This window comes from Pseudarthrobacter sp. NPDC059871 (assembly GCF_042731175.1).
In the GTDB taxonomy this organism is placed as follows: Bacteria; Actinomycetota; Actinomycetes; order Actinomycetales; family Micrococcaceae; genus Arthrobacter.
In genome coordinates this window covers 83,842-102,910 of sequence record NZ_JBHWJV010000003.1, presented here as the reverse complement: position 1 = coordinate 102,910, position 19,069 = coordinate 83,842, and the positions used below count along the sequence as shown (strand labels likewise).

General features: G+C 66.3%; 18 protein-coding genes. 11 read left to right on the top strand and 7 right to left on the bottom strand.

Annotated features, from left to right (window positions below):
- Positions 1–24 precede the first annotated feature (24 nt).
- Together ACFV4R_RS05600 and ACFV4R_RS05595 are read right to left on the bottom strand one after the other, a co-directional pair.
- On the bottom strand, positions 25–1,599 hold the full coding sequence (locus ACFV4R_RS05600; RefSeq protein ID WP_377201546.1) for an NCS2 family permease: 1,575 nt from the start codon (positions 1,597–1,599) through the stop codon (positions 25–27).
- 6 nt (positions 1,600–1,605) lie between these two features.
- A complete protein-coding gene (locus tag ACFV4R_RS05595; protein WP_045732180.1) occupies positions 1,606–2,100 on the bottom strand; it encodes a nucleoside deaminase in 495 nt (164 codons plus the stop codon).
- A 417-nt stretch (positions 2,101–2,517) separates the two neighbouring features.
- Here ACFV4R_RS05595 and ACFV4R_RS05590 point away from each other — a divergent pair, with 417 nt between their 5' ends.
- Positions 2,518–3,903 carry an 8-oxoguanine deaminase gene (locus ACFV4R_RS05590; RefSeq protein ID WP_377201547.1) on the top strand — a complete coding sequence of 462 codons (1,386 nt, stop codon included), beginning with the start codon at positions 2,518–2,520 and terminating at the stop codon, positions 3,901–3,903.
- Between the two features lie 31 nt (positions 3,904–3,934).
- Complete coding sequence (gene ligD, locus ACFV4R_RS05585) at positions 3,935–5,179, top strand: non-homologous end-joining DNA ligase (RefSeq protein WP_377201548.1); 1,245 nt, start codon at positions 3,935–3,937, stop codon at positions 5,177–5,179.
- Here the strand turns inward: ligD and ACFV4R_RS05580 are convergent.
- Positions 5,176–5,361 carry a hypothetical protein gene (locus ACFV4R_RS05580; RefSeq protein WP_377201647.1) on the bottom strand — a complete coding sequence of 62 codons (186 nt, stop codon included), beginning with the start codon at positions 5,359–5,361 and terminating at the stop codon, positions 5,176–5,178. The two genes, ligD and ACFV4R_RS05580, sit on opposite strands and share 4 nt — an antisense overlap.
- 355 nt (positions 5,362–5,716) lie before the next feature.
- Here ACFV4R_RS05580 and pucL point away from each other — a divergent pair, with 355 nt between their 5' ends.
- Together pucL and ACFV4R_RS05570 are read left to right on the top strand one after the other, a co-directional pair.
- Positions 5,717–6,625 carry a factor-independent urate hydroxylase gene (gene pucL, locus ACFV4R_RS05575; RefSeq protein ID WP_377201549.1) on the top strand — a complete coding sequence of 303 codons (909 nt, stop codon included), beginning with the start codon at positions 5,717–5,719 and terminating at the stop codon, positions 6,623–6,625.
- A gap of 134 nt (positions 6,626–6,759) precedes the next feature.
- Positions 6,760–8,265: a nucleobase:cation symporter-2 family protein gene (locus ACFV4R_RS05570; RefSeq protein WP_377201550.1), complete on the top strand. Its 1,506-nt coding sequence runs from the start codon at positions 6,760–6,762 to the stop codon at positions 8,263–8,265.
- 92 nt (positions 8,266–8,357) lie between these two features.
- Here the strand turns inward: ACFV4R_RS05570 and ACFV4R_RS05565 are convergent, their stop codons facing one another.
- Complete coding sequence (locus tag ACFV4R_RS05565; protein WP_015938365.1) at positions 8,358–9,113, bottom strand: IclR family transcriptional regulator; 756 nt, start codon at positions 9,111–9,113, stop codon at positions 8,358–8,360.
- Between the two features lie 243 nt (positions 9,114–9,356).
- On the opposite strand from ACFV4R_RS05565, the gene ACFV4R_RS05560 reads away from it, so the two are divergent.
- The 5 genes from ACFV4R_RS05560 to ACFV4R_RS05540 are packed head-to-tail and all read left to right on the top strand — an operon-like array spanning position 9,357 to position 15,743.
- The gene (locus ACFV4R_RS05560) at positions 9,357–10,802 is read left to right on the top strand and encodes an NAD-dependent malic enzyme (protein WP_377201551.1); all 1,446 of its coding nucleotides are present in this window, start codon (positions 9,357–9,359) and stop codon (positions 10,800–10,802) included.
- A 50-nt stretch (positions 10,803–10,852) separates the two neighbouring features.
- A complete protein-coding gene (gene aceB / locus ACFV4R_RS05555; protein ID WP_377201552.1) occupies positions 10,853–12,451 on the top strand; it encodes a malate synthase A in 1,599 nt (532 codons plus the stop codon).
- 3 nt (positions 12,452–12,454) lie between these two features.
- Positions 12,455–13,753, top strand: coding sequence for a DUF6986 family protein (locus ACFV4R_RS05550; RefSeq protein ID WP_377201553.1), 1,299 nt, complete (start codon positions 12,455–12,457; stop codon positions 13,751–13,753).
- A complete protein-coding gene (locus tag ACFV4R_RS05545) occupies positions 13,746–14,558 on the top strand; it encodes a bifunctional allantoicase/(S)-ureidoglycine aminohydrolase (protein WP_377201554.1) in 813 nt (270 codons plus the stop codon). The genes ACFV4R_RS05550 and ACFV4R_RS05545 overlap by 8 nt, the downstream gene beginning before the upstream one ends.
- A gap of 27 nt (positions 14,559–14,585) precedes the next feature.
- Positions 14,586–15,743, top strand: a complete 1,158-nt coding sequence (locus ACFV4R_RS05540) for a serine hydrolase domain-containing protein (RefSeq protein ID WP_377201555.1) — start codon at positions 14,586–14,588, stop codon at positions 15,741–15,743.
- Between the two features lie 18 nt (positions 15,744–15,761).
- On the opposite strand, the gene ACFV4R_RS05535 is transcribed toward ACFV4R_RS05540, so the two are convergent.
- On the bottom strand, positions 15,762–16,943 hold the full coding sequence (locus tag ACFV4R_RS05535; protein ID WP_377201556.1) for a zinc-dependent alcohol dehydrogenase: 1,182 nt from the start codon (positions 16,941–16,943) through the stop codon (positions 15,762–15,764).
- Between the two features lie 158 nt (positions 16,944–17,101).
- Between ACFV4R_RS05535 and ACFV4R_RS05530 the strand changes: the two genes are divergently transcribed.
- Together ACFV4R_RS05530 and ACFV4R_RS05525 are read left to right on the top strand one after the other, a co-directional pair.
- Positions 17,102–17,689 (top strand): hypothetical protein, encoded by a 588-nt coding sequence (locus tag ACFV4R_RS05530; RefSeq protein WP_377201557.1) that lies wholly within the window; start codon positions 17,102–17,104, stop codon positions 17,687–17,689.
- Between the two features lie 59 nt (positions 17,690–17,748).
- Complete coding sequence (locus ACFV4R_RS05525; protein ID WP_377201558.1) at positions 17,749–18,009, top strand: hypothetical protein; 261 nt, start codon at positions 17,749–17,751, stop codon at positions 18,007–18,009.
- On the opposite strand, the gene ACFV4R_RS05520 is transcribed toward ACFV4R_RS05525, so the two are convergent.
- Complete coding sequence (locus ACFV4R_RS05520; protein ID WP_377201559.1) at positions 18,006–18,713, bottom strand: HAD family hydrolase; 708 nt, start codon at positions 18,711–18,713, stop codon at positions 18,006–18,008. The genes ACFV4R_RS05525 and ACFV4R_RS05520 overlap by 4 nt on opposite strands.
- Entirely contained in the window at positions 18,713–19,003 is a 291-nt protein-coding gene (locus tag ACFV4R_RS05515; RefSeq protein ID WP_056078112.1) for a hypothetical protein, read from the bottom strand. The genes ACFV4R_RS05520 and ACFV4R_RS05515 overlap by 1 nt, the downstream gene beginning before the upstream one ends.
- Positions 19,004–19,069 lie beyond the last annotated feature (66 nt).

The following is a 19,069-nucleotide window of genomic DNA, read 5'->3' as shown; positions in this document are numbered from 1 at the left end:
GCGGCCGAAGGGCCGCGCGGCGGGTCAGCCGCCCAGCAGGGCGTTGATGGGCCCGCGGGCGAAGTACACCAGGAACCCTGCGCTGACCACCCACATGAGCGGATGGATTTTCTTCGCCTTTCCGGACGCGGCGCCGATGATGGCCCAACTGACGAAGCCCACACCGATGCCGTTGGCGATCGAGTAGCTCAGCGGCATGGTCACGATCGTGAGGAATGCCGGCAGCGCCACCGTGAACTTGGTGAACTTGATCTCGCGGATCTGGGCCATCATCATGGCGCCCACCACCACCAGGGCCGCGGCGGCGACCTCCAGCGGCACCACGCTGGTGAGCGGGGTGAGGAACATCGAGCCCAGGAACAGTACGCCGGTGACCACGGAGGCCAGGCCGGTGCGGGCCCCTTCGCCGATGCCGGCCGCGGAGTCGATGTAGACCGTGTTGGAGGAACCGGACGTGGCACCGCCGGCAACAGCGCCGAAGCCTTCCACGATGAAGGCGGACTTGAGCCGCGGGAACGTTCCGTCCTTGTGTGCGACGCCGGCGCTCTTGGCCAGGCCGGTCATGGTGCCCATGGCGTCGAAGAAGTTGGTGAACACGAGGGTGAAGACCAGCATGGTGGCTGCGAGTCCGCCGATCCTGGCGAACGAACCGAAGAGGTCGAACTGGCCCACCAGGCCCAGGTCCGGAGCTGACACGAGCTGGCCGGACAGGACGGGGGTGTTCAGGTGCCAGCCGCCGGGGTTGGTGGCGCTGGCGGGGCCGATCTTCATGAAGGCTTCAACGACGGCGGCCAGCACGGTGGTGCCGACGATGCCGATGAGCAGGCCGCCCTGGACCTTGCGGGCCACCATGATGCCCATGGCCAGGAGGCCAACGACGAACACGAGCGTGGGTATGGAGGTGATGGAGCCGCCGTCGCCCAACTGGACGGGAGGACCGCCCGCGGTGGGCCGGACGAAGCCGGAGTCCACGAAGCCGATGAAGGCGATGAATAGGCCGATGCCCACGGTGATGGCGGCCTTGAGCTCCTTGGGTACCGCCCGGAAGATGGCGGTCCGGGCGCCGGTGACGCCGAACAGCACAATCAGGATGCCGTTGATCACCACCAGGCCCATGGCTTCAGGCCACGTGACCTCCTGGATCACGGAGACGGCCAGGAAGGAGTTGATGCCGAGGCCGGCTGCGAGGCCGAACGGAAGGTTGGCGATGAGGCCGAAGAGGATGGTCATGACGCCGGCTGTGAGGCCGGTGACTGCCCCCACCTGGGCTGCGGAGAGCCAGCCGCCCGCTACGTCGGTGGGGGCGTTGTCCGCGCTGAAGCCGCCCAGGATCAGGGGGTTCAGGATGACGATGTACGCCATGGTGAAGAACGTGACCAGCCCGCCGCGGAACTCACGGGTCACGGTGGAGCCGCGCCGGGTGATGTGGAAGAAACGGTCAAGGATGTTGTTTGGCGCCGGCGGGGTGCTTCCTTGCCGTCCCCGCCCGGATGCCGTTTGCGTGTCGCGTGCCCCTGTGGGCTCTGCGCTGTTGTCTCCATTCGGGAACAGGGCAGCCTGCTTTTCAGAGGAGTTGTCCAGGATTGTCATGTCAGCCACCGGGCCCTAGTAGTCAATCCTGGATTCGAGCGTGTTCCAGGTGTTGAACGGCTCCAGCGGGGCCGGCGCCTGGGGATCGGCCAGTTCCAGCTTGGAGACCGGCATCAGGGAGTCCCTGTCCTGGTTGTCGAAGTACTCGTAGAAGACGGCGTCGTCGAAGCCCACCGAGGCGGCGTCGTGGCGGTCCGCAGCGAAGACCACGCGCTCCACGCGGGCCCAGAGTGCCGAGGCCAGGCACATGGGGCATGGCTCGCAGCTGGTGTAGAGGACGGCGCCGCTGAGGTCGAAGGTGCCGAGCTCGCGGCAGGCGGTGCGGATGGCGGTGACTTCGGCGTGGGCGGTGGGATCGTTGTCCGCGGTGACGCGGTTGACGCCGTCGAACGTCTTGCCGTCCGCGGTGACGATCATGGCGCCGAAGGGCCCGCCACTGTTGAGGACGTTGGCTGTTGCCAGCCGGATGGATCGGGCCAGGAACTGCTCGGCCGTGACGGTGGTACTCATGATGCGACTTCCTTAGTGCCGGGAAGCCTGAAGCCGCGCAAAGGACCAGAGGAACCAGGTGCGAACGGTTACCAGGCTTCAGCATGTGCTGTGAAGGTTTAGTTGCGCCTGGTAGATAGCTTCCCGGGTTCGGGTGCCCGCCTTTGGCAGAATCGAGATTAGCACCGGTTTGTGGTCCACGCCATAGGTTTCTGGAAATTTAATTTCGCAATGTGAAATCGAGGTTACGTCTTGCTCACAGCCCCGGAGGCCGCCGGTCACATTCCGCGGCCATTGACGCAGGTCACCGCAGTCCCTACGCTGGTGCGGACCCGGACCGCCCGCCGCATGGCAGTTGGCGGCCGGACACCTGGATCAGCAGACAGGGCCTCACTGAGCTGGAACGTGCAGAACTCCGCTCAGACAAGGATGCCTTCCATGACTCTTTCCTCCCCCGCTTTCGCCGCCTCCGATGCCGCCGCCCGGCTCTGGATCCGGAATCCGCTGGCCGCCTTCACTGCCAATTCCCTCGACGCCTCGGGCGGGCTGGTCATCAGCGGCGGCGTCATCAGGGAGGTCCTCGCCGCGGGCCAGCAGCCCTCCGCACCCTGCTCGCAGACGTTCGACGCCGGCAGCCACGTCCTGCTCCCGGGGCTGATCAACACGCACCACCACTTCTACCAAACCCTGACTCGCGCCTGGGGGCCGGTGGCCAACGCTCCGCTGTTCCCCTGGCTGCAGAACCTGTACCCGGTGTGGGCGCGGCTCACGCCGAAGGACCTCGAGCTGGCAGCCACGGTTGCCCTGGCCGAGCTGTTGCTGTCCGGCTGCACCACCGCGGCGGACCACCACTACCTGTTTCCGGCCGGCCTCGAAGACGCTATCGACATCGAGGTGGAGGCGGTCCGCCGGCTGGGCATGCGCGCCACCCTCACCCGAGGGTCCATGACGTTGGGAACGGACGACGGCGGCCTGCCGCCGCAGTCCACGGTGCAGGATCCGGAGGTGGTGCTGGCGGACAGCGAGCGCCTGGTTTCGGAGTATCACGAGCGAGGCGAGGACGCGACGGTCCAGATCGCCCTGGCGCCCTGCTCGCCGTTCTCGGTGACCAAGGAGATCATGGCCGAAAGCTCGGCGCTGGCTGAACGGCTGGACGTCCGGCTCCATACGCACCTGGCCGAGACGCTGGACGAGGAGGACTTCTGCCGGGAACGGTTCGGCCTGCGCACCGTGGACTACCTGGACAGCGTGGGCTGGCTGACGGACCGCGCCTGGCTGGGGCACGGGATCCACTTCAGCGACGATGAGATCACCCGCCTCGGTTCGGCGGGGACCGCCGTCGCGCACTGCCCCACGTCCAATATGCGCCTCGCCTCGGGAACGGCCCGGGTCCTGGAACTGGAGGACGCAGGCGTTCCCGTGGGGCTGGGAGTGGACGGCTCGGCGTCGAACGATGCCTCCAACATGATCCTCGAAGCCCGGCAGGCACTGTACCTGCAGCGCCTCCGCTACGGTGCGGACGTGCCGGTGGAGCGGGCGCTCGGCTGGGCCACGCGGGGCTCGGCGGCGGTACTGGGCCGGAAGGGACTGGGCCAGCTGGCACCCGGGATGCAGGCCGACCTCGCCCTGTTCAAGCTGGACGACCTCCGCTTCTCCGGCAGCCATGACCCCATTGCGGCGCTGCTGCTGTGCGCAGCGGACAGGGCTGACCGGGTGATGGTGGGCGGTCAGTGGCGCGTGGTGGACGGCCGGATCCCCGGACTGGACATCGCCGGGCTGATTGCGGAGCACTCCATGGCAGCACGGAGGCTGGTCAACGGCTGACAGGCTGCAAGCCCGCTGCTAGCGTGGCGCCATGACTCCGTCAAAGACGCCGGCCGAGATCCTGGACATCGAGGGTGTCGAGGTCCGGATCTCGAGCCCGGACAAAGCGGTGTTCCCCGAGCCGGGGCTGACCAAGCTGGACCTGGTGCGGTACTACCTTGCGGTCGCGGAGGGTGCGTTGCGGGGCGCCGGCGGCAGGCCCATGGTGTTGAAGCGGTTCCCGAAGGGCATCGACGCTGAGCCGTTCTTCCAGAAGCGCGTCCCGGAAAACCATCCGCCGTTCATCGACACCACAACCCTGCACTACGCCTCCGGGACGTCGGCAGAAGAAGCAGTCATCCGGGACGCGGCCGGCCTCGCGTGGGTGGTGAATCTCGGCTGCCTGGACCTGAACCCGCACCCGGTCCGCGCCGAGGACCTGGAGCATCCCGACGAGCTGCGGGTGGACCTGGACCCCATGCCGGGCGTGGACTGGTCGCAGATCGTGGACGTCGCCTATGTGGCGCAGGAGGTCCTTGACGACGTGGGGCTGGTGGGCTGGCCGAAGACCAGCGGGTCCCGCGGGCTGCACATCCTGGTGCGCATTGCGCCGGAATGGTCCTACAAGGATGTCCGGCTGGCCGCCGAGACCCTGGCCCGTGAGGTGGAGAACCGGGCCCCGGGCCTGGCCACCGCGCGGTGGTGGAAGGAAGAACGCGGCGAGAGCGTGTTCGTCGACTTCAACCAGAACGCCAAGGACCGCACCGTGGCGTCGGCCTACTCAGTGCGCGCCCTGCCCGACGCAAGGGTGTCCACGCCGCTCACGTGGGACGAGGTCCGTACCGTCCGGCCGGATCGGTTCACGGTTCGCACGGTGCTGGAACGGTTCGCGGAGATCGGCGATCCGCATTCGGGCATTGACGGCGCCGCCGGATCGCTGGACGGGCTGCTGGCGCTGGCGAAGGACCTGGGCCCGGCAGAAAAGGCGCCCCGCGGCGCCAACGGCACCGGGCGCCGGCAATCCCTGATGCCGCTGATCGAGGTGGCGCGCACCAAAACCAAGCCAGAAGCGCTCAAGGCGCTGGACGAATGGAAGTCCAGGCACGCCGTCGTCGTCCAATCCCTGCAGCCGGCGGACATTCTGGTGGACGGGATGCGGGGTTCGAGCTCGCTCTGGTACCGGGTGCGGGTCAACCTGCAGCACGTCCCGGACGCAGACCGGCCGGGCCAGGAAGACCTCATTGCGGACTACGATCCGTGGGCCGGAAAGGAATGGCCCGGCCGCCCAGGGTCCTAGCGCTGCCGGCCGAAGCCCGGGAGGGCGGAAATCCAGCGCGAGAAGCGGCTGGGTTCATGGACGCGGTCCTCCGGAACATAGAAGTCCGGATCGGTGCCGCCGCCGAGGGGGAGGTAGAACTCCGGGACCGTCCGGCCCGCCGTGTCCGCCGGTGCAACTGCCTGGGACTCCTGCTGGTACATCTGATCCACCTCGATTTCTTATTTCGTATTACGGAAAGTAATTTTTGCTATACGAAAAGACTAGGGGGCGCCCTGACGCTGAGTCAATGGTTCCGCGCAGCCGCTTTCGGCCCGTCGGTCACAATCGGATTTTTCAACTTGTGATGTACACCACCGGCTTGCGGGGGTACGCTGTTAGGCAACTCGTGGCGCAGGTCACGTAACCTGGGAGCAGCAGGCAGGGTCGTAATGAGCTGGCATCAATGGATGCCGGCTCTTTTTTGTTGGGTCGGCTCCACCGGAAACGCGCTTGAAATGCGCGCTTAATTTCAGTGATGGAACCTTGGTTCCACTTACCGGAGATTGGGAAAAGACCATGAGCAGCAAGATCATTCTCGGCGAAAACCAGTACGGCAAGGCCGAAGTCCGCGTCGTCAAGATCACCAGGGACACCAACCGCCACGAGATCGAAGACCTGAACGTCACCTCGCAGCTGCGCGGCGACTTCTCCGCGGCCCACCTGGAGGGCGACAACGCCCACGTAGTGGCCACGGATACCCAGAAGAACACCATCTACGCCTTCGCCCGCGACGGCATCGGCTCCCCGGAAGCATTCCTGCTGCGCCTCGGCGAGCACTTCACCTCCAGCTTCGACTGGGTCAACGGTGGCCGCTGGGAAGCCGAGTCTTACTCCTGGAACCGCATCCAGGCCCACGGCAGCGAACACGACCACTCGTTCGTCCGCAACGGCCAGGAAGTCCGCACCGCCGTCCTGGTCCGCGACGGCGCCGACACCCACCTCATCTCGGGACTGAAAGACCTGACCGTCCTGAAGTCCACTGAGTCAGGCTTCGTCGGCTACCCCCGGGACCGCTACACCACCCTCCCGGAAACCACCGACCGCATCCTCGCCACGGACGTTTCCGCCCGCTGGCGCTTCAAGGCCGGCACCGATTTCAGCACCCTTGACTTCAACAAGAGCTACGAGGACGTCAAGGGCCTCCTGCTCGAAGGATTCACCGAGAAGTACTCCCATGCCCTGCAGCAGACCCTGTTCGACATGGGCACCAAGGTCCTGGAGGCCCACAGCGAGATCGACGAGATCAAGTTCTCCATGCCCAACAAGCACCACTTCCTGGTGGACCTGTCCCCCTTCGGGCTGGACAACCCCAACGAAGTGTTCTTCGCAGCCGACCGCCCGTACGGCCTGATCGAAGCCACCGTCCAGCGCGACGACGCCACCGCAGCACCCGCAGCCTGGTCCGGCATCGCCGGCTTCTGCTAAAGCCTGACGCTTTTTGGTGTGGCCGGGCCCGACCCCCAGTGGTTGAGCCCGTCCACACCGACCCACAGCTTCACCTGTTAGCCAGACAACGTTAGCCAGACGATGACGTCTGCCATGAACCAAGAAAGTCTGCCATGAACACCAAGAAGAAACCGGCCGCCGCAGCCGCCGGACACAGCGCCCAGCCAAGCCGCCCGGAAGACCAGCGGCTCCCGCTGGGAAGCACGTTCGCCTACGGCTTCCAGCACGTCCTCACCATGTACGGCGGCATCATCGCCCCGCCCCTGATCATCGGCGCCGCGGCCGGCATGTCCTCACAGGACATCGGCCTGCTCATCGCGGCCTGCCTCTTTGTGGGCGGCCTCGCCACCATCCTCCAAACCATCGGTGTCCCGTTCTTCGGATCCCAGCTTCCCCTGGTCCAGGGCGTATCGTTCGCCGGCGTCTCCACCATGGTGGCGATCGTCCACGGCGGCGGCGGCATCCAGGCCGTCTTCGGGTCGGTCATCGCGGCCTCGCTCATCGGCCTGCTGATCACGCCCCTGTTTTCGAAGATCATCCGCTTCTTCCCGCCCGTGGTAACCGGCACCGTGATCACCACCATCGGCCTGACCCTGATGCCGGTGGCCGCCAACTGGGCCATGGGCGGCAACAGCAAGGCGGACAACTACGGCAGCATGGCCAACATCGGCCTCGCCGCCGCCACCATGGGCATCGTCCTGCTCCTGAGCAAGGTGGGCAGCGCGGCCATCTCCCGGCTTTCGATCCTCCTGGCCATGGTGCTCGGCACCGGCATCGCCTTCGCGTTCGGCATGGCGGACTTCTCCAAGGTGGGCCAGGGCGAAATCGTCGCATTCCCCACCCCGTTCGCCTTCGGCCCGCCCACTTTCGAGATCGCGGCCATCATCTCAATGCTGATCGTCATCCTGGTCACCCTCACCGAAACGTCAGCGGACATCATCGCGGTGGGTGAAATCGTGGGCACCAAGGTGGACTCCAAGCGGATCGGCAACGGCCTCCGCGCGGACATGCTCTCCAGCGCCATCTCCCCGCTGTTCAACTCCTTCACGCAGAGCGCCTTCGCCCAGAACGTGGGCCTGGTGGCCATCACCGGCGTGAAGAGCCGCTTCGTGGTCAGCGCCGGCGGCCTGATCCTGGTGATCCTCGGCCTGCTTCCGGTCCTGGGCCGGGTTGTCGCAGCCGTCCCCACGCCCGTCCTGGGCGGCGCCGGCGTGGTCCTCTTTGGCACCGTGGCAGCCAGCGGCATCCGCACGCTGTCCAAGGTGGAGTACAAGAACAACATGAACCTGATCGTGGTGGCAGCCTCCATCGGGTTCGGCATGATCCCCATCGCCGCACCGTCGTTCTACGACCACTTCCCGTCCTGGTTCAGCACCATCTTCCACTCCGGCATCAGCTCGGCAGCGGTCATGGCCATCCTGCTGAACCTGCTGTTCAACCACCTCAAGGCGGGCAACTCGGACAACCAGTCCGTGTTCGTGGCCGGCACCGAACGCGTGGTGCAGGAACAGGACATCAAGGGCCTGGTGGACGGCGACCGCTTCGAAGGCGGCAAACTCCTCGACTGCGACGGCAAGGAAGTCCGCGTCGAGTCAGCCCAAAAGGCATCGGAGCATTAGCAAAGACGCAGCCAACGACGGCGGCCCGCACCTTTTCGCCAAAGGTGCGGGCCGCCGTCGTCAGTCAGTCAGTTTTGAGGCTTTTGGGTGTGTCAGGTGCGGTTCAACTCGCGGGAGATGGTCTCGGCCGCCTGGCGGAGGACCGGCACGGCTTTGTCGGCGAAGTGCTCGTCCACCCGGGATACCGGCCCGGAGACGGAGATCGCCGTGGGCGTGGGAGCGTTGGGGACGGCCATGGCGAAGCAGCGGACGCCCAGTTCCTGTTCCTCTTCGTCGATGGAGTAGCCACGTTCCCGGATCAGCTTGAGGTCGGCCAGGAGTTCTTCGACGTCGCCGATGCTCTTCACGGTGGGCGTGGGCATTCCGGCACGGGCCACGATGCCGCGGACGGTTTCGTCGTCGAGCTGGGCCAGGATGGCCTTGCCCACGCCGGTGGCATGGGTATGGGCGCGCCGGCCCACCTCGGTGAACATGCGCATCGAGTGGAGCGAGGGCACCTGGGCGACGTAGATGACCATGTCCGAATCCAGTACTGCCATGTTGGAGGTCTCGCCGAGCTGGTCCACCAGGGCCTTCAGCTGGGGACGGGCCACCGCTCCGAGCTGCTTGTTGGCGCCTTCGCCGAGCCGGATCAGCCGCGGGCCCAGGGCGTAGCGGCGGTTGGGCAGCTGGCGGATGTAGCCCAGCGATACCAGGGTCCGCAGCAGGCGGTGGATGGTGGGCAGCGGAAGGTCGGTGGAGGAGGACAACTCACTCAGCGTGACGTCGCCGCCGGCATCCGTGATCAGCTCCAGCAGTTCAAAGACGCGCTCTACCGACTGCACGCCACCGGACGCTTTTTCTGCCATTCCGTTGTCTCCTACGGCTCGGAATCCGACAACTCTTATCCACATCGTGAAAAGAGTGCTTAGAACACCCAACATACATCAAGCGCAGAGTTGCGGGCACGCGCTGGCTCCCACATCCTCCAGTCGCATTCGGAGGGGTTGTATTTCCATCTTGTAGATAATAATATCCATAATACGAAAACATTCGTAGAGAACAGGCTTACCGGAACAGGCCGATGCTCGGCCCCAACAGGAGGACATTCAATGGCGAACCCCAGCCCCGGAAACTCGATCACCCTGCGCGTCGAAGCGCCGTCCAGCTTCAGCGCCACGAGCGAGCTCGCCGCCGCAGTGGGGGCGGCAGGCGCCGCCATCACCGCCCTGGACGTCAGCGAGTCCCACCACGAGACCCTCGTTGTGGACGTCACCTGCAACACCACGGACGACGAGCACGCCGCCCGCGTCAAGGACGCCCTGAACGCGCTCGACGGCGTCACGGTCCAGCACGTCTCGGACCGCACCTTCCTGATGCACCTCGGCGGCAAGCTTGAGGTGGTCCCCAAGGTAGCCCTGCGCAACCGCGACGATCTCTCGCGTGCCTACACCCCCGGCGTCGCCCGCGTCTGCCTGGCCATTGCCGAAGACCCCGCCGCGGCCCGCAACCTGACGGTCAAGCGCAACACCATTGCCGTACTCACCGACGGTTCCGCCGTCCTGGGCCTGGGCAACATCGGCCCTGCCGCCGCCCTCCCCGTCATGGAAGGCAAGGCAGCCCTGTTCAAGCAGTTCGCCAACGTGGACGCCTGGCCGGTCTGCCTGGACACCCAGGACACCGAAGAAATCATCATGATCGCCAAGGCGATGGCCCCGGTGTACGGCGGCATCAACCTTGAGGACATCGCCGCACCGCGTTGCTTCGAGATCGAGAACCGCCTCCGCGAGGAACTGGACATTCCGGTGTTCCACGACGACCAGCACGGCACCGCCATCGTCACCCTCGCCGCCCTGGTCAACGCGCTGCGCGTGGTGGGCAAGACCCTGAGTGAGGTCCGCATCGTCGTCTCCGGCGTCGGCGCCGCGGGCTCGGCCATCATCCAGCTCCTGAAGGCCCAGGGCGCGGAGCACATCGTCGCCGCCGGCCGCTCGGGCGCCATCCACTCCGGCGAAACCTACGGCGACGAACACCGGAGCTGGATTGCCGCGAACACCAATGAGGAAGGCTTCTCCGGCACCCTGCACGAGGCCCTCGTCGGTGCGGACGTCTTCATCGGCGTCAGCGCCCCGCACGTCATCGGCGAGGAGCAGGTAGCCTCCATGGCCGCGGACGCGATCGTGTTCGCCATGGCCAACCCCACACCGGAAATCGACCCCGTCATCGCTTCAAAGCACGCGGCTGTGGTGGCCACCGGGCGCAGCGACTTCCCCAACCAGATCAACAACGTGCTGGCCTTCCCCGGCTTCTTCCGCGGCCTGCTGGATGCCGGAGCCTCGGACATCACGCCCGAAATGCTGGTAGCCGCCGCGGAAGCCATCGCCAGGCGGGTAGCTGACGATGAGCTCAATGCCAGCTACATTATCCCCAGCGTCTTCGATCCCCATGTGGCCGCCGATGTTGCCTCAGCCGTTGCCGCCGCAGCGCACGCCGCCAACGTGGCAACCGCCGCGGTCACGGAACGGGCAGAACCGGAAGCCGCGCTGGCCAACGCCTGATTCACCGCCTGACTTCAGCACAAGTCTTCAGCCTAAGGAAAGGACCAGAAATGGCCATCACTGTCACAGACCCCCTGCCGATCAACCGCGCGGAGGAGATCCTCACCCCCAAGGCGCTGGCGTTCGTGGAGGAACTGCACAACCGGTTCGCCGGCACCCGCAACGAGCTCCTGGCGGCCCGTTCCGCCAAGCGGCAGCGCGTGGCCGACACCGGCAAGCTGGACTTCCTGCCGGAGACGCAGGACGTGCGCGACGGCGACTGGAAGGTTGCGCCCGCGCCTGCGGCCCTGCAGGACCGCCGCGTGGAGATGACAGGACCTGCCTCACCGGCAAAGATGGCCATCAATGCGCTGAACTCGGGCGCCAAGGTGTGGCTGGCGGACCTCGAGGACGCCAGCACACCCACCTGGGGCAACGTCATCGACGCCATCCTGAACCTCCGCGACGCCGCCCAGGGCACCCTCAGCTTCACCTCGGACGAGGGCAAGGAATACAAGCTCCGCACCGACGCGCCGCTCGCCGTAGTGGTGGCCCGCCCGCGCGGCTGGCACATGCAGGAGAAGCACCTCCTGGTCAACGGCGAACCTGCCGTGGGCGCACTGGTGGACTTCGGCCTCCACTTCTTCCACATCGCCAAGCAGCTGGTGCTGAACGGACAGGGCCCGTACTACTACCTGCCGAAGATGGAAAGCCACCTCGAGGCCCGGCTGTGGAACGACGTGTTCGTGTTCGCCCAGGACTTCCTTGGCCTGCACCAGGGCGCCATCCGCGCCACGGTGCTGATCGAGACCATCCCGGCCGCGTTTGAAATGGACGAGATCCTTTACGAGCTCCGGGACCACGCTTCGGGCCTGAACGCCGGCCGCTGGGATTACCTGTTCAGCATCATCAAGTACTTCCGTGACGCCGGCGAGGAGTTCGTCCTCCCGGACCGCGCCTCCGTGGCCATGACCGCGCCCTTCATGCGCGCGTACACCGAGTTGCTGGTCAAGACCTGCCACCGCCGCGGTGCCTTCGCCATGGGCGGCATGGCCGCCGTCATCCCCAACCGCCGCCACCCGGAGGTCACCGCAGCGGCCTTTGAAAAGGTCCGGGCGGACAAGACCCGTGAAGCCAACGACGGGTTCGACGGTTCCTGGGTTGCGCACCCGGACCTGGTGTCCACCTGCCGTGAGGTGTTCGATTCCGTGCTCGGTGACAAGCCGAACCAGGTGGACCGGCAGCGCCCCGACGTTTCGGTCACCGCGGCCGAACTGCTGGATGTCTCCTCCGCCGGGGGCCAGGTCACCGAGGCCGGGCTGCGCCTGAACCTGTACGTCGCGGTGGCTTACACGGCCGTGTGGCTGTCCGGAAACGGCGCAGTTGCCATCCACAACCTCATGGAAGACGCCGCCACCGCCGAGATCTCCCGTTCGCAGGTCTGGCAGCAGATCCGCAACAAGTCCGTCCTCGCCGACACGGGCAACACCGTCACCAAGGACCTGGTGGAGCGGATCCTGGGCGAGGAAACCGAACGGCTCCGCACCGAAGTGGGCGACGAAGCGTTCAGCCGGTACTACCAGCCGGCCAGTGACCTGATCGCTGACATCTGCCTCTCTGACGGCTACACGGACTTCCTCACCACTCCCGCCTACGAGCTGGTGGGCTGAGGCATGGCCGCAACACCCAAACCCTCGCTGTCGGCGGGAGACCTCGCGTCCATCGACGGGCAACTGGCCGCCACCGACCGCCTGCTGGAGCAGAACTACCCCGGCGACGACGGCTCCCGCCAGCCCGTGCACACGGTCTACGTACCCGCGGACCGGTTCACGCCGTCGTTCGCCGCCGACTGGGGCGCCGAGGCCAGGGCCACCGTGGACGCGCACGGCGGCTACGACAAGCTGGGCAGGCTCCTGGGGCAGGAACCCGGCCTCGCCGAAGCGGTGGCCGCACGCGTCGAAGCCAAGCTCGCCAGCGAACCCATCGAGGACCTGCGCCTGGACTTCGAGGACGGTTTCGGGGACAGGGGCGACGACGCCGAGGACGCTGCCGCCGTGGCCGCAGCTTCCGCGGTGGCCCAGGCCGTCGCGGCCGGGTCCGCTCCCCCGTTCATCGGCATCCGCTTCAAATGCTTCGAAGCTGCCACCCGTGCCCGCGGCCTGCGCACCCTGGACCTGTTCGTGTCCGGACTCGCCGCTGCCGGCGAGTTGCCCGAGGGCCTGGTCCTCACCCTGCCCAAGGTCACCACCGTGGCCCAGGTCCGGGCCATGGATTACGCAGTGTCCCGGCTGGAGGACGTCCACTCGCTGCCAGCCGGGCGGCTGCGCTTCGAGGTCCAGGTGGAAACCCCCCAACTGATCCTGGGCCCGGACGGCACCTCCCCGGTGGCGCAGCTGCCGCATGCCGTGCCGGGCCGCATCAGCGGGCTGCACTACGGCACCTACGACTACTCCGCCTCGCTGCAGATCTCCGCCGAATACCAGTCCATGGAGCACCCCGTGGCCGATTTCGCCAAGGAAGTCATGCAGCTGGCCGTTGCCGGCACCGGCATCCGGCTCTCCGACGGGTCCACCAACATCATTCCGGTGGGCGACAACGTGGAGAACGCCTGGCGGCTGCACGGACGGCTGGTCCGCCGGTCCCTGGAACGCGGCTATTACCAGGGCTGGGACCTGCACCCGGCCCAGCTGCCCAGCAGGTTCGCCGCCACCTACGCCTTCTACCGCGAAGGCCTCCCGGCTGCCGCAGCCCGGCTCCGCAACTATGTCGAACGCACCGAAGGCGGCGTCATGGACGAGCCCGCCACCGCCCGTGCCCTGGCCGCCTTCGTCCTCCGCGGCGTCCAGTGCGGCGCAGTAGGTGCCGAAGAGGTCCAGGCGCTTGCCGGCGTCGGGATTCCCCAGCTCACCGCACTGGCGCACCCGCGGCTCGCCACCTCCACCACCTCAGCAAAGGATCTCCTCCATGGGTAAGTACTACTCCCCTACCGGCGGCCTGCCCCCGCAGACGCACCTGACCACCGAACGGGCCATCGTTACCGAGGCCTACACCGTGATCCCCAAGGGCGTCATGACGGATATCGTCACGTCCAACCTGCCGGGTTTCGCGAACACCCGCTCGTGGATCATCGCCCGCCCCATCTCGGGCTTCGCCACCACGTTCTCCCAGCTGATCGTGGAGATCGGCCCCGGCGGCGGAGCGCCCAAGGCCGAGTTCGAAGCCGGCGTCGAAGGCGTCGTGTTCGTGACCCGCGGGCAGGTCAACCTCACCCTCGACGGCGAACTGCACCAGCTCGAGGAAGGCGGCTACGCGTACCTTGCCGCCGGTGCGGAGTGGGGCCTGGAGAACGTTTCGGAGGACGTCGTGTCCTTCCACTGGATCCGCAAGGCGTACGAACGGCTGGAAGGCTTCGAGGCGAAGTCCTTCGTCACCAACGAAAAGGACGTCCAGCCGACGTCCATGCCGGACACCAACGACGCCTGGAAGACCACCCGGTTCACCGATTCCAGCGACCTGGCGCACGACATGCAGGTAAACATCGTGACGTTCCAGCCCGGCGGTGTGATCCCCTTCCCCGAAACCCATGTCATGGAGCACGGCCTGTACGTCCTGGAGGGCAAGGCCATGTACCTGCTCAACAACGACTGGGTGGAGGTCGAGGCGGGAGACTTCATGTGGCTGCGCGCCTTCTGCCCGCAGGCCTGCTATGCCGGCGGCCCGGGCGAGTTCCGCTACCTGCTGTACAAGGACATGAACCGCCAGGTGAAGCTCACCTAAGTACCTCCCCTGGGGGAAAATAAGTCCATGGGTGCGCGCCGGGGCGGCGGATGGATACGGGCGGCCGCTGCCCTGTGCACTGCCCTCCTGATTGGAGCTGCCGGCTGCACCGGCGAACCCCGCCCTCCGGACCCCACGCCGACGGACCCCGACTCGGCTGCCGCTTTCGCCCTTCTTGAAGCCTTCAGCGACCGCATGATCGGCGAAGGTGCACCCGCCGTCCTGATTAATGTCCGGTACGGAGGCAAGGACTGGACGCACGCGGCCGGGGTTCGGAACCTGGAGACCCGTGAACCTGCAACGGCGTCCGACCCCGTCCGCATCGGCGGAATCACCGAATCACTGGTGGCCGTTTCCGTGCTGAAGCTGGTGGCGGAAGGAAAACTCGGCCTCGACGATCCCGTGACCCGCTACCTGCCGGAGTTCGGCAGCGTCCTCCATCCGCCCGGTCCGGTCAGTGTGCGCCAGCTTTTGACCCATGAGTCGGGGGTGCCCGACTTCAGCGATCCACTGCTGGCATCCGGTCCTTGGGATCAGGTCACGGTCCGGAAGGTCAGCCTCGAACAGCAGCTGGCCCTGGCGGCCACCGTCCCGTGGGAGCCGCGGCTGGCACGGATCTTCAACTATTCGCGGACCAACTATGCGGCATTGGCCCTGATCGTCGAACGGCTCCGTGGCCAGGACATCGCACAGGTCCTGGCTACGGACGTAGCGCGTCCGCTGGACCTGGCTGCAACGCGGCTGGGCGGGCCGGCCCTTCCAGGCATGGTCCACGGCTACGTCACGGTGGGCGGCGCGCGGCTGGATGCCAGCTTGCCCGAATGGCAGGCGGAGGCTCCCTCGTCCGGAGCAGTTTCCACCCTGCCTGAGGTGAACCGTTTCTACGCCGCGCTCCTGAAAGGCGAACTGCTCCCGCCGGACAGCGTGACGGCCATGAAGGGCGGCTACCTGCAGTACTACGGCTTTGCGCTGCGCCGCTGGAACAACACCTGCAACAACCGCTTCTACTACGGCCTGCCCGGCGATACCGACGGCTATGGGACCATTGCCATGACCAGCGAGGACGTCAAGACCCAGCTGGCCATGGCGGTGGCTTATCCCCCGGAACCCCCTACCCTGGGGGTCAACCCGTTGATTTCCGAGCTCACGGACGTGTCCCAGGACGCGCTCAACCACCTGTGCTGATCGCGTTCGTGGTGCGGCTCAGGCGCCCGGGTTAAGGACAACCTTGATGCAGCCGTCTTCCTTCTTCTGGAACTTCTCATAGAGTGCCGGTGCCCCGTCCAGGCCCGAGCGGTGGGTGACGAGGTCCATGACGCCCAGCGGATCGGCGTCGTCCTCCACCAGCGGGAGGATGTCATCGGTCCACCGCCGCACGTTGCACTGGCCCATCCGTACCTGGATCTGCTTGTCGAACATGGTGAGCAGCGGCATGGGACTGGCCTGGCCGCCGTAGACGCCGCTGAGGGAGAGCGTTCCGCCGCGCCGGACGGCATCGATAGCCGTGTGCAGTGCGGCGAGGCGGTCAACGCCGGCGGTCTCCATGGCCTTTTGCGCCAGTTTGTCCGGCAGCAGTCCCAGTGCCTGGTGCGCGAATCCGGCCACCGGGGAGCCATGGGCTTCCATGCCGACGGCGTCCACCACCGCGTCAGGGCCCCTCCCGGCGGTCTTCTCCCGCAGTTCGTCCCCGAGGGACTTGGTGTAGTCGAGGGTGTCCACGCCGTGCCGGGCCGCCATGGCGCGGCGTTCCGGGACGGGGTCCACGCCCACCACGTTGAAGCCGCGCTGGACGCCGATCCGGGCGGCGAACTGGCCCACCGGCCCGAGCCCCAGCACTGCAAGGGTGCCGCCGGGCTGCACATCCGCGTATTCCACCGCCTGCCAGGCCGTGGGAAGGATGTCGGAAAGGAACAGGTACCGTTCGTCCGGCAGTTCGGTCCCCACCTTGACGGGTCCGTAATCCGCGTGCGGGACGCGGAGGTACTCGGCCTGCCCGCCCGGCACTGAGCCGTACAGTTCGGAGTAGCCGAAGAGGGCGGCTCCCGAGCCCTTTTCCTTCACCTGGGTGGTTTCGCATTGCGACTGCAGCCCCTGCTTGCACATGAAGCAGGAGCCGCAGGAGATGTTGAACGGGATCACCACGCGGTCACCCTTGCGCAGGTTGGTGACGGCGCTTCCCACTTCTTCCACGATGCCCATGGGTTCGTGGCCGATCACGTCGCCCTTGTGCATGTACGGCCCCAGGACCTCGTACAAGTGAAGGTCGGACCCGCATATCGCCGTGGAGGTGATGCGCACGATCGCATCGGTGGGCTCCTGGATCACGGGGTCGGGTACTTCTTCAACGCTGACTGATCGCTTTCCTTGCCAGGTCAGTGCTTTCACGGTGTTCTCCTTGTCCTCGCGGTCCGGGCCGTGCGCCCTTCATTCGACGCTATCGAATTTCCGGACAAAAAGTAAGCATGCTGATTACTTTCAGTCGCTTGCGGGATCGTCGCCAGGCCTCCCCTGGCATCGGGTAGCATCTGGATACAGTCCACGTAATGCCCCGGGGGGAAGCATTGGAAACTGGCCCATCCGTTGCAACAGCCGAACAAAAACACGCAGCCCTTGCCTACGCAGGCCGCGGCCTCTTCGGCGGCCAAGCGCTGCTTGAGGAACCCGACGACGTCTGCGAACTGCGCGTTGAATCGTGGTTTCCCCAACCCGCCGGAGTAGTGATCGAATTCTGCCTGCAGCGCGGCAACTTCATCGCGATCATGCCCGACAGGATGCAGGTCATCTGGTCGTCCACCGGGACCGGCCAGCTGGGCGGGACCTACCATTTCCGATGGTGGCTGAAGAACCTGAGTCCCATTCAGTGGGTGGCGTTCATCGACTCTTATACGCCGGGCCAGGGGTTCAGCGACCAGCAGATGCGGGGCTTCTTCCGGTACTTCCACCACACCCACACCGCCGTGGACGAAGGCACCGGGTGCAGGTATACCGACACCCTGCGGTTTGCAGGCCCGCTTGGCCCTCGCGTGGACCGCTCGGTGCTGCTGGGGCAGATGCGCAGGACGTTCCAGTCGCGGCATGAACGGATGAACCGGATGCTGTCGGCACTTGTCGACCAGCCCCCGCACTCCTAGCGTAGGAAGGGCCCGCCGGGCTTGCTTCACGAAGACCACGCCAACGGAACGAGGACGCCATGACGCTGTACCAGCCGGAACCGGTCGAGATTTCCACCCGCATGCGGCCCGGCGAATGGACGGAAGCCAGCCTCGAGGAGTTGGTGGCCAGCTACCGGGCCCGGATCGTGGACATGGGTGCCAGCCCGGCCGACGTCGTCACGGACGTTGAGAGGAATGATGACGGTTCCGTGAAGGTGGCCGTGTCCTGGGCCAAACCCGCCGATAACGGCACCGAGAAGGACGCGACAGGCGGCTCTTCCATGGAAACCCCGGGCTAGCTGCCGCGGTTCAGCAGCTTCCCTATGGCGCTGCCGGCCAGGTTCCGCAACAGGTCGGCAGGGTTGTCGTAGACGTCCACCGCGCCGGCGTCCCGGAGCACGTCGGCGCTGATTCCGCCGCAGGTGACCCCCACGGCCGGGATGCCGAGTGCCGTCGCGGCTTTCATGTCCCAGACCGCGTCTCCAACGAAGACAGCATCGGCAGGTTCTACGTCGATCGCTTCCAGGGCAGCAGCCAGGATGTCCGGGGCCGGCTTGCTCTCCTCGGCATCCTTGGAGCTGGTGGCGGCATCGATGAATGCGTCAGCGTCAAGGATTCCCTTCATGACCTGCAGGTCTTTTTCCCGGGCCGATGAGGCCAGGGCGACGGCGAGGCCACCGGCATGGCACTGGGCCAGCAGGTCCTTCGAGCCGTCAAAAGCCCGCAGGGAGGGCCAGTGGGCTGCATACAGTGCGCCGTGGCTGTCCATGATGTCCGCATCGGCGCTGCGGTCCCGGCCCGCGGGCAGTAAGGTGTCCACCAGCCGGTCCCCGCCCATGCCCACGAGGTAGTGGATGGAGGCCATGGGAATGTCGTAGCCGAACTGGCGGAAGGCGCCCCACCAGGAAACGGTGTGGAGGTACGACGAATCAATCAGCGTTCCGTCAACGTCAAAGAGAACCCCCCGGCGGCGTCCACCGGGGGGCGTGTCCTGCTGGCCCATCAGCCCACCGCGGCCCGCCGGGCCTCCGGGGCCTTCTTATGCCGGGCAGCTTCTTCCTTGGGAGTTGCCACCGGCCGGACCCGCTCCCTGATCACCGTTCCGGCACCGTCCAGGCTCTTATCCCGAATCAGGCCCGTCCCTGCAATTTCACGGGCCATGGCCACTCCGGCCACCGCCGCCCGCTTCGTGGGGAAGGTCACCGAGATTGCCATCAGGTGCCCCGCCCCGTCCATCATCCTGACCCTGTAGCCACCGTCAGGGGCATCAACGAGCTCAAAATACCCGGCCATGCGAATCACTCCTCCTCCGTCAGTCACGGCATTGTGCTTGTGGAGCACTCCATGAGGTGTTAGTAA

Coding starts and splice junctions, on each gene's coding strand:
- ACFV4R_RS05595 (WP_045732180.1), bottom strand. CDS start 2,100: ATGAGTACCACCGTCACGGCCGAGCAGTTCCTGGCCCGATCCATCCGG.
- ACFV4R_RS05590 (WP_377201547.1), top strand. CDS start 2,518: ATGACTCTTTCCTCCCCCGCTTTCGCCGCCTCCGATGCCGCCGCCCGG.
- ligD (WP_377201548.1), top strand. CDS start 3,935: ATGACTCCGTCAAAGACGCCGGCCGAGATCCTGGACATCGAGGGTGTC.
- ACFV4R_RS05580 (WP_377201647.1), bottom strand. CDS start 5,361: ATGTACCAGCAGGAGTCCCAGGCAGTTGCACCGGCGGACACGGCGGGC.
- pucL (WP_377201549.1), top strand. CDS start 5,717: ATGAGCAGCAAGATCATTCTCGGCGAAAACCAGTACGGCAAGGCCGAA.
- ACFV4R_RS05570 (WP_377201550.1), top strand. CDS start 6,760: ATGAACACCAAGAAGAAACCGGCCGCCGCAGCCGCCGGACACAGCGCC.
- ACFV4R_RS05565 (WP_015938365.1), bottom strand. CDS start 9,113: ATGGCAGAAAAAGCGTCCGGTGGCGTGCAGTCGGTAGAGCGCGTCTTT.
- ACFV4R_RS05560 (WP_377201551.1), top strand. CDS start 9,357: ATGGCGAACCCCAGCCCCGGAAACTCGATCACCCTGCGCGTCGAAGCG.
- aceB (WP_377201552.1), top strand. CDS start 10,853: ATGGCCATCACTGTCACAGACCCCCTGCCGATCAACCGCGCGGAGGAG.
- ACFV4R_RS05550 (WP_377201553.1), top strand. CDS start 12,455: ATGGCCGCAACACCCAAACCCTCGCTGTCGGCGGGAGACCTCGCGTCC.
- ACFV4R_RS05545 (WP_377201554.1), top strand. CDS start 13,746: ATGGGTAAGTACTACTCCCCTACCGGCGGCCTGCCCCCGCAGACGCAC.
- ACFV4R_RS05540 (WP_377201555.1), top strand. CDS start 14,586: ATGGGTGCGCGCCGGGGCGGCGGATGGATACGGGCGGCCGCTGCCCTG.
- ACFV4R_RS05530 (WP_377201557.1), top strand. CDS start 17,102: ATGCCCCGGGGGGAAGCATTGGAAACTGGCCCATCCGTTGCAACAGCC.
- ACFV4R_RS05525 (WP_377201558.1), top strand. CDS start 17,749: ATGACGCTGTACCAGCCGGAACCGGTCGAGATTTCCACCCGCATGCGG.
- ACFV4R_RS05520 (WP_377201559.1), bottom strand. CDS start 18,713: ATGGGCCAGCAGGACACGCCCCCCGGTGGACGCCGCCGGGGGGTTCTC.
- ACFV4R_RS05515 (WP_056078112.1), bottom strand. CDS start 19,003: ATGGCCGGGTATTTTGAGCTCGTTGATGCCCCTGACGGTGGCTACAGG.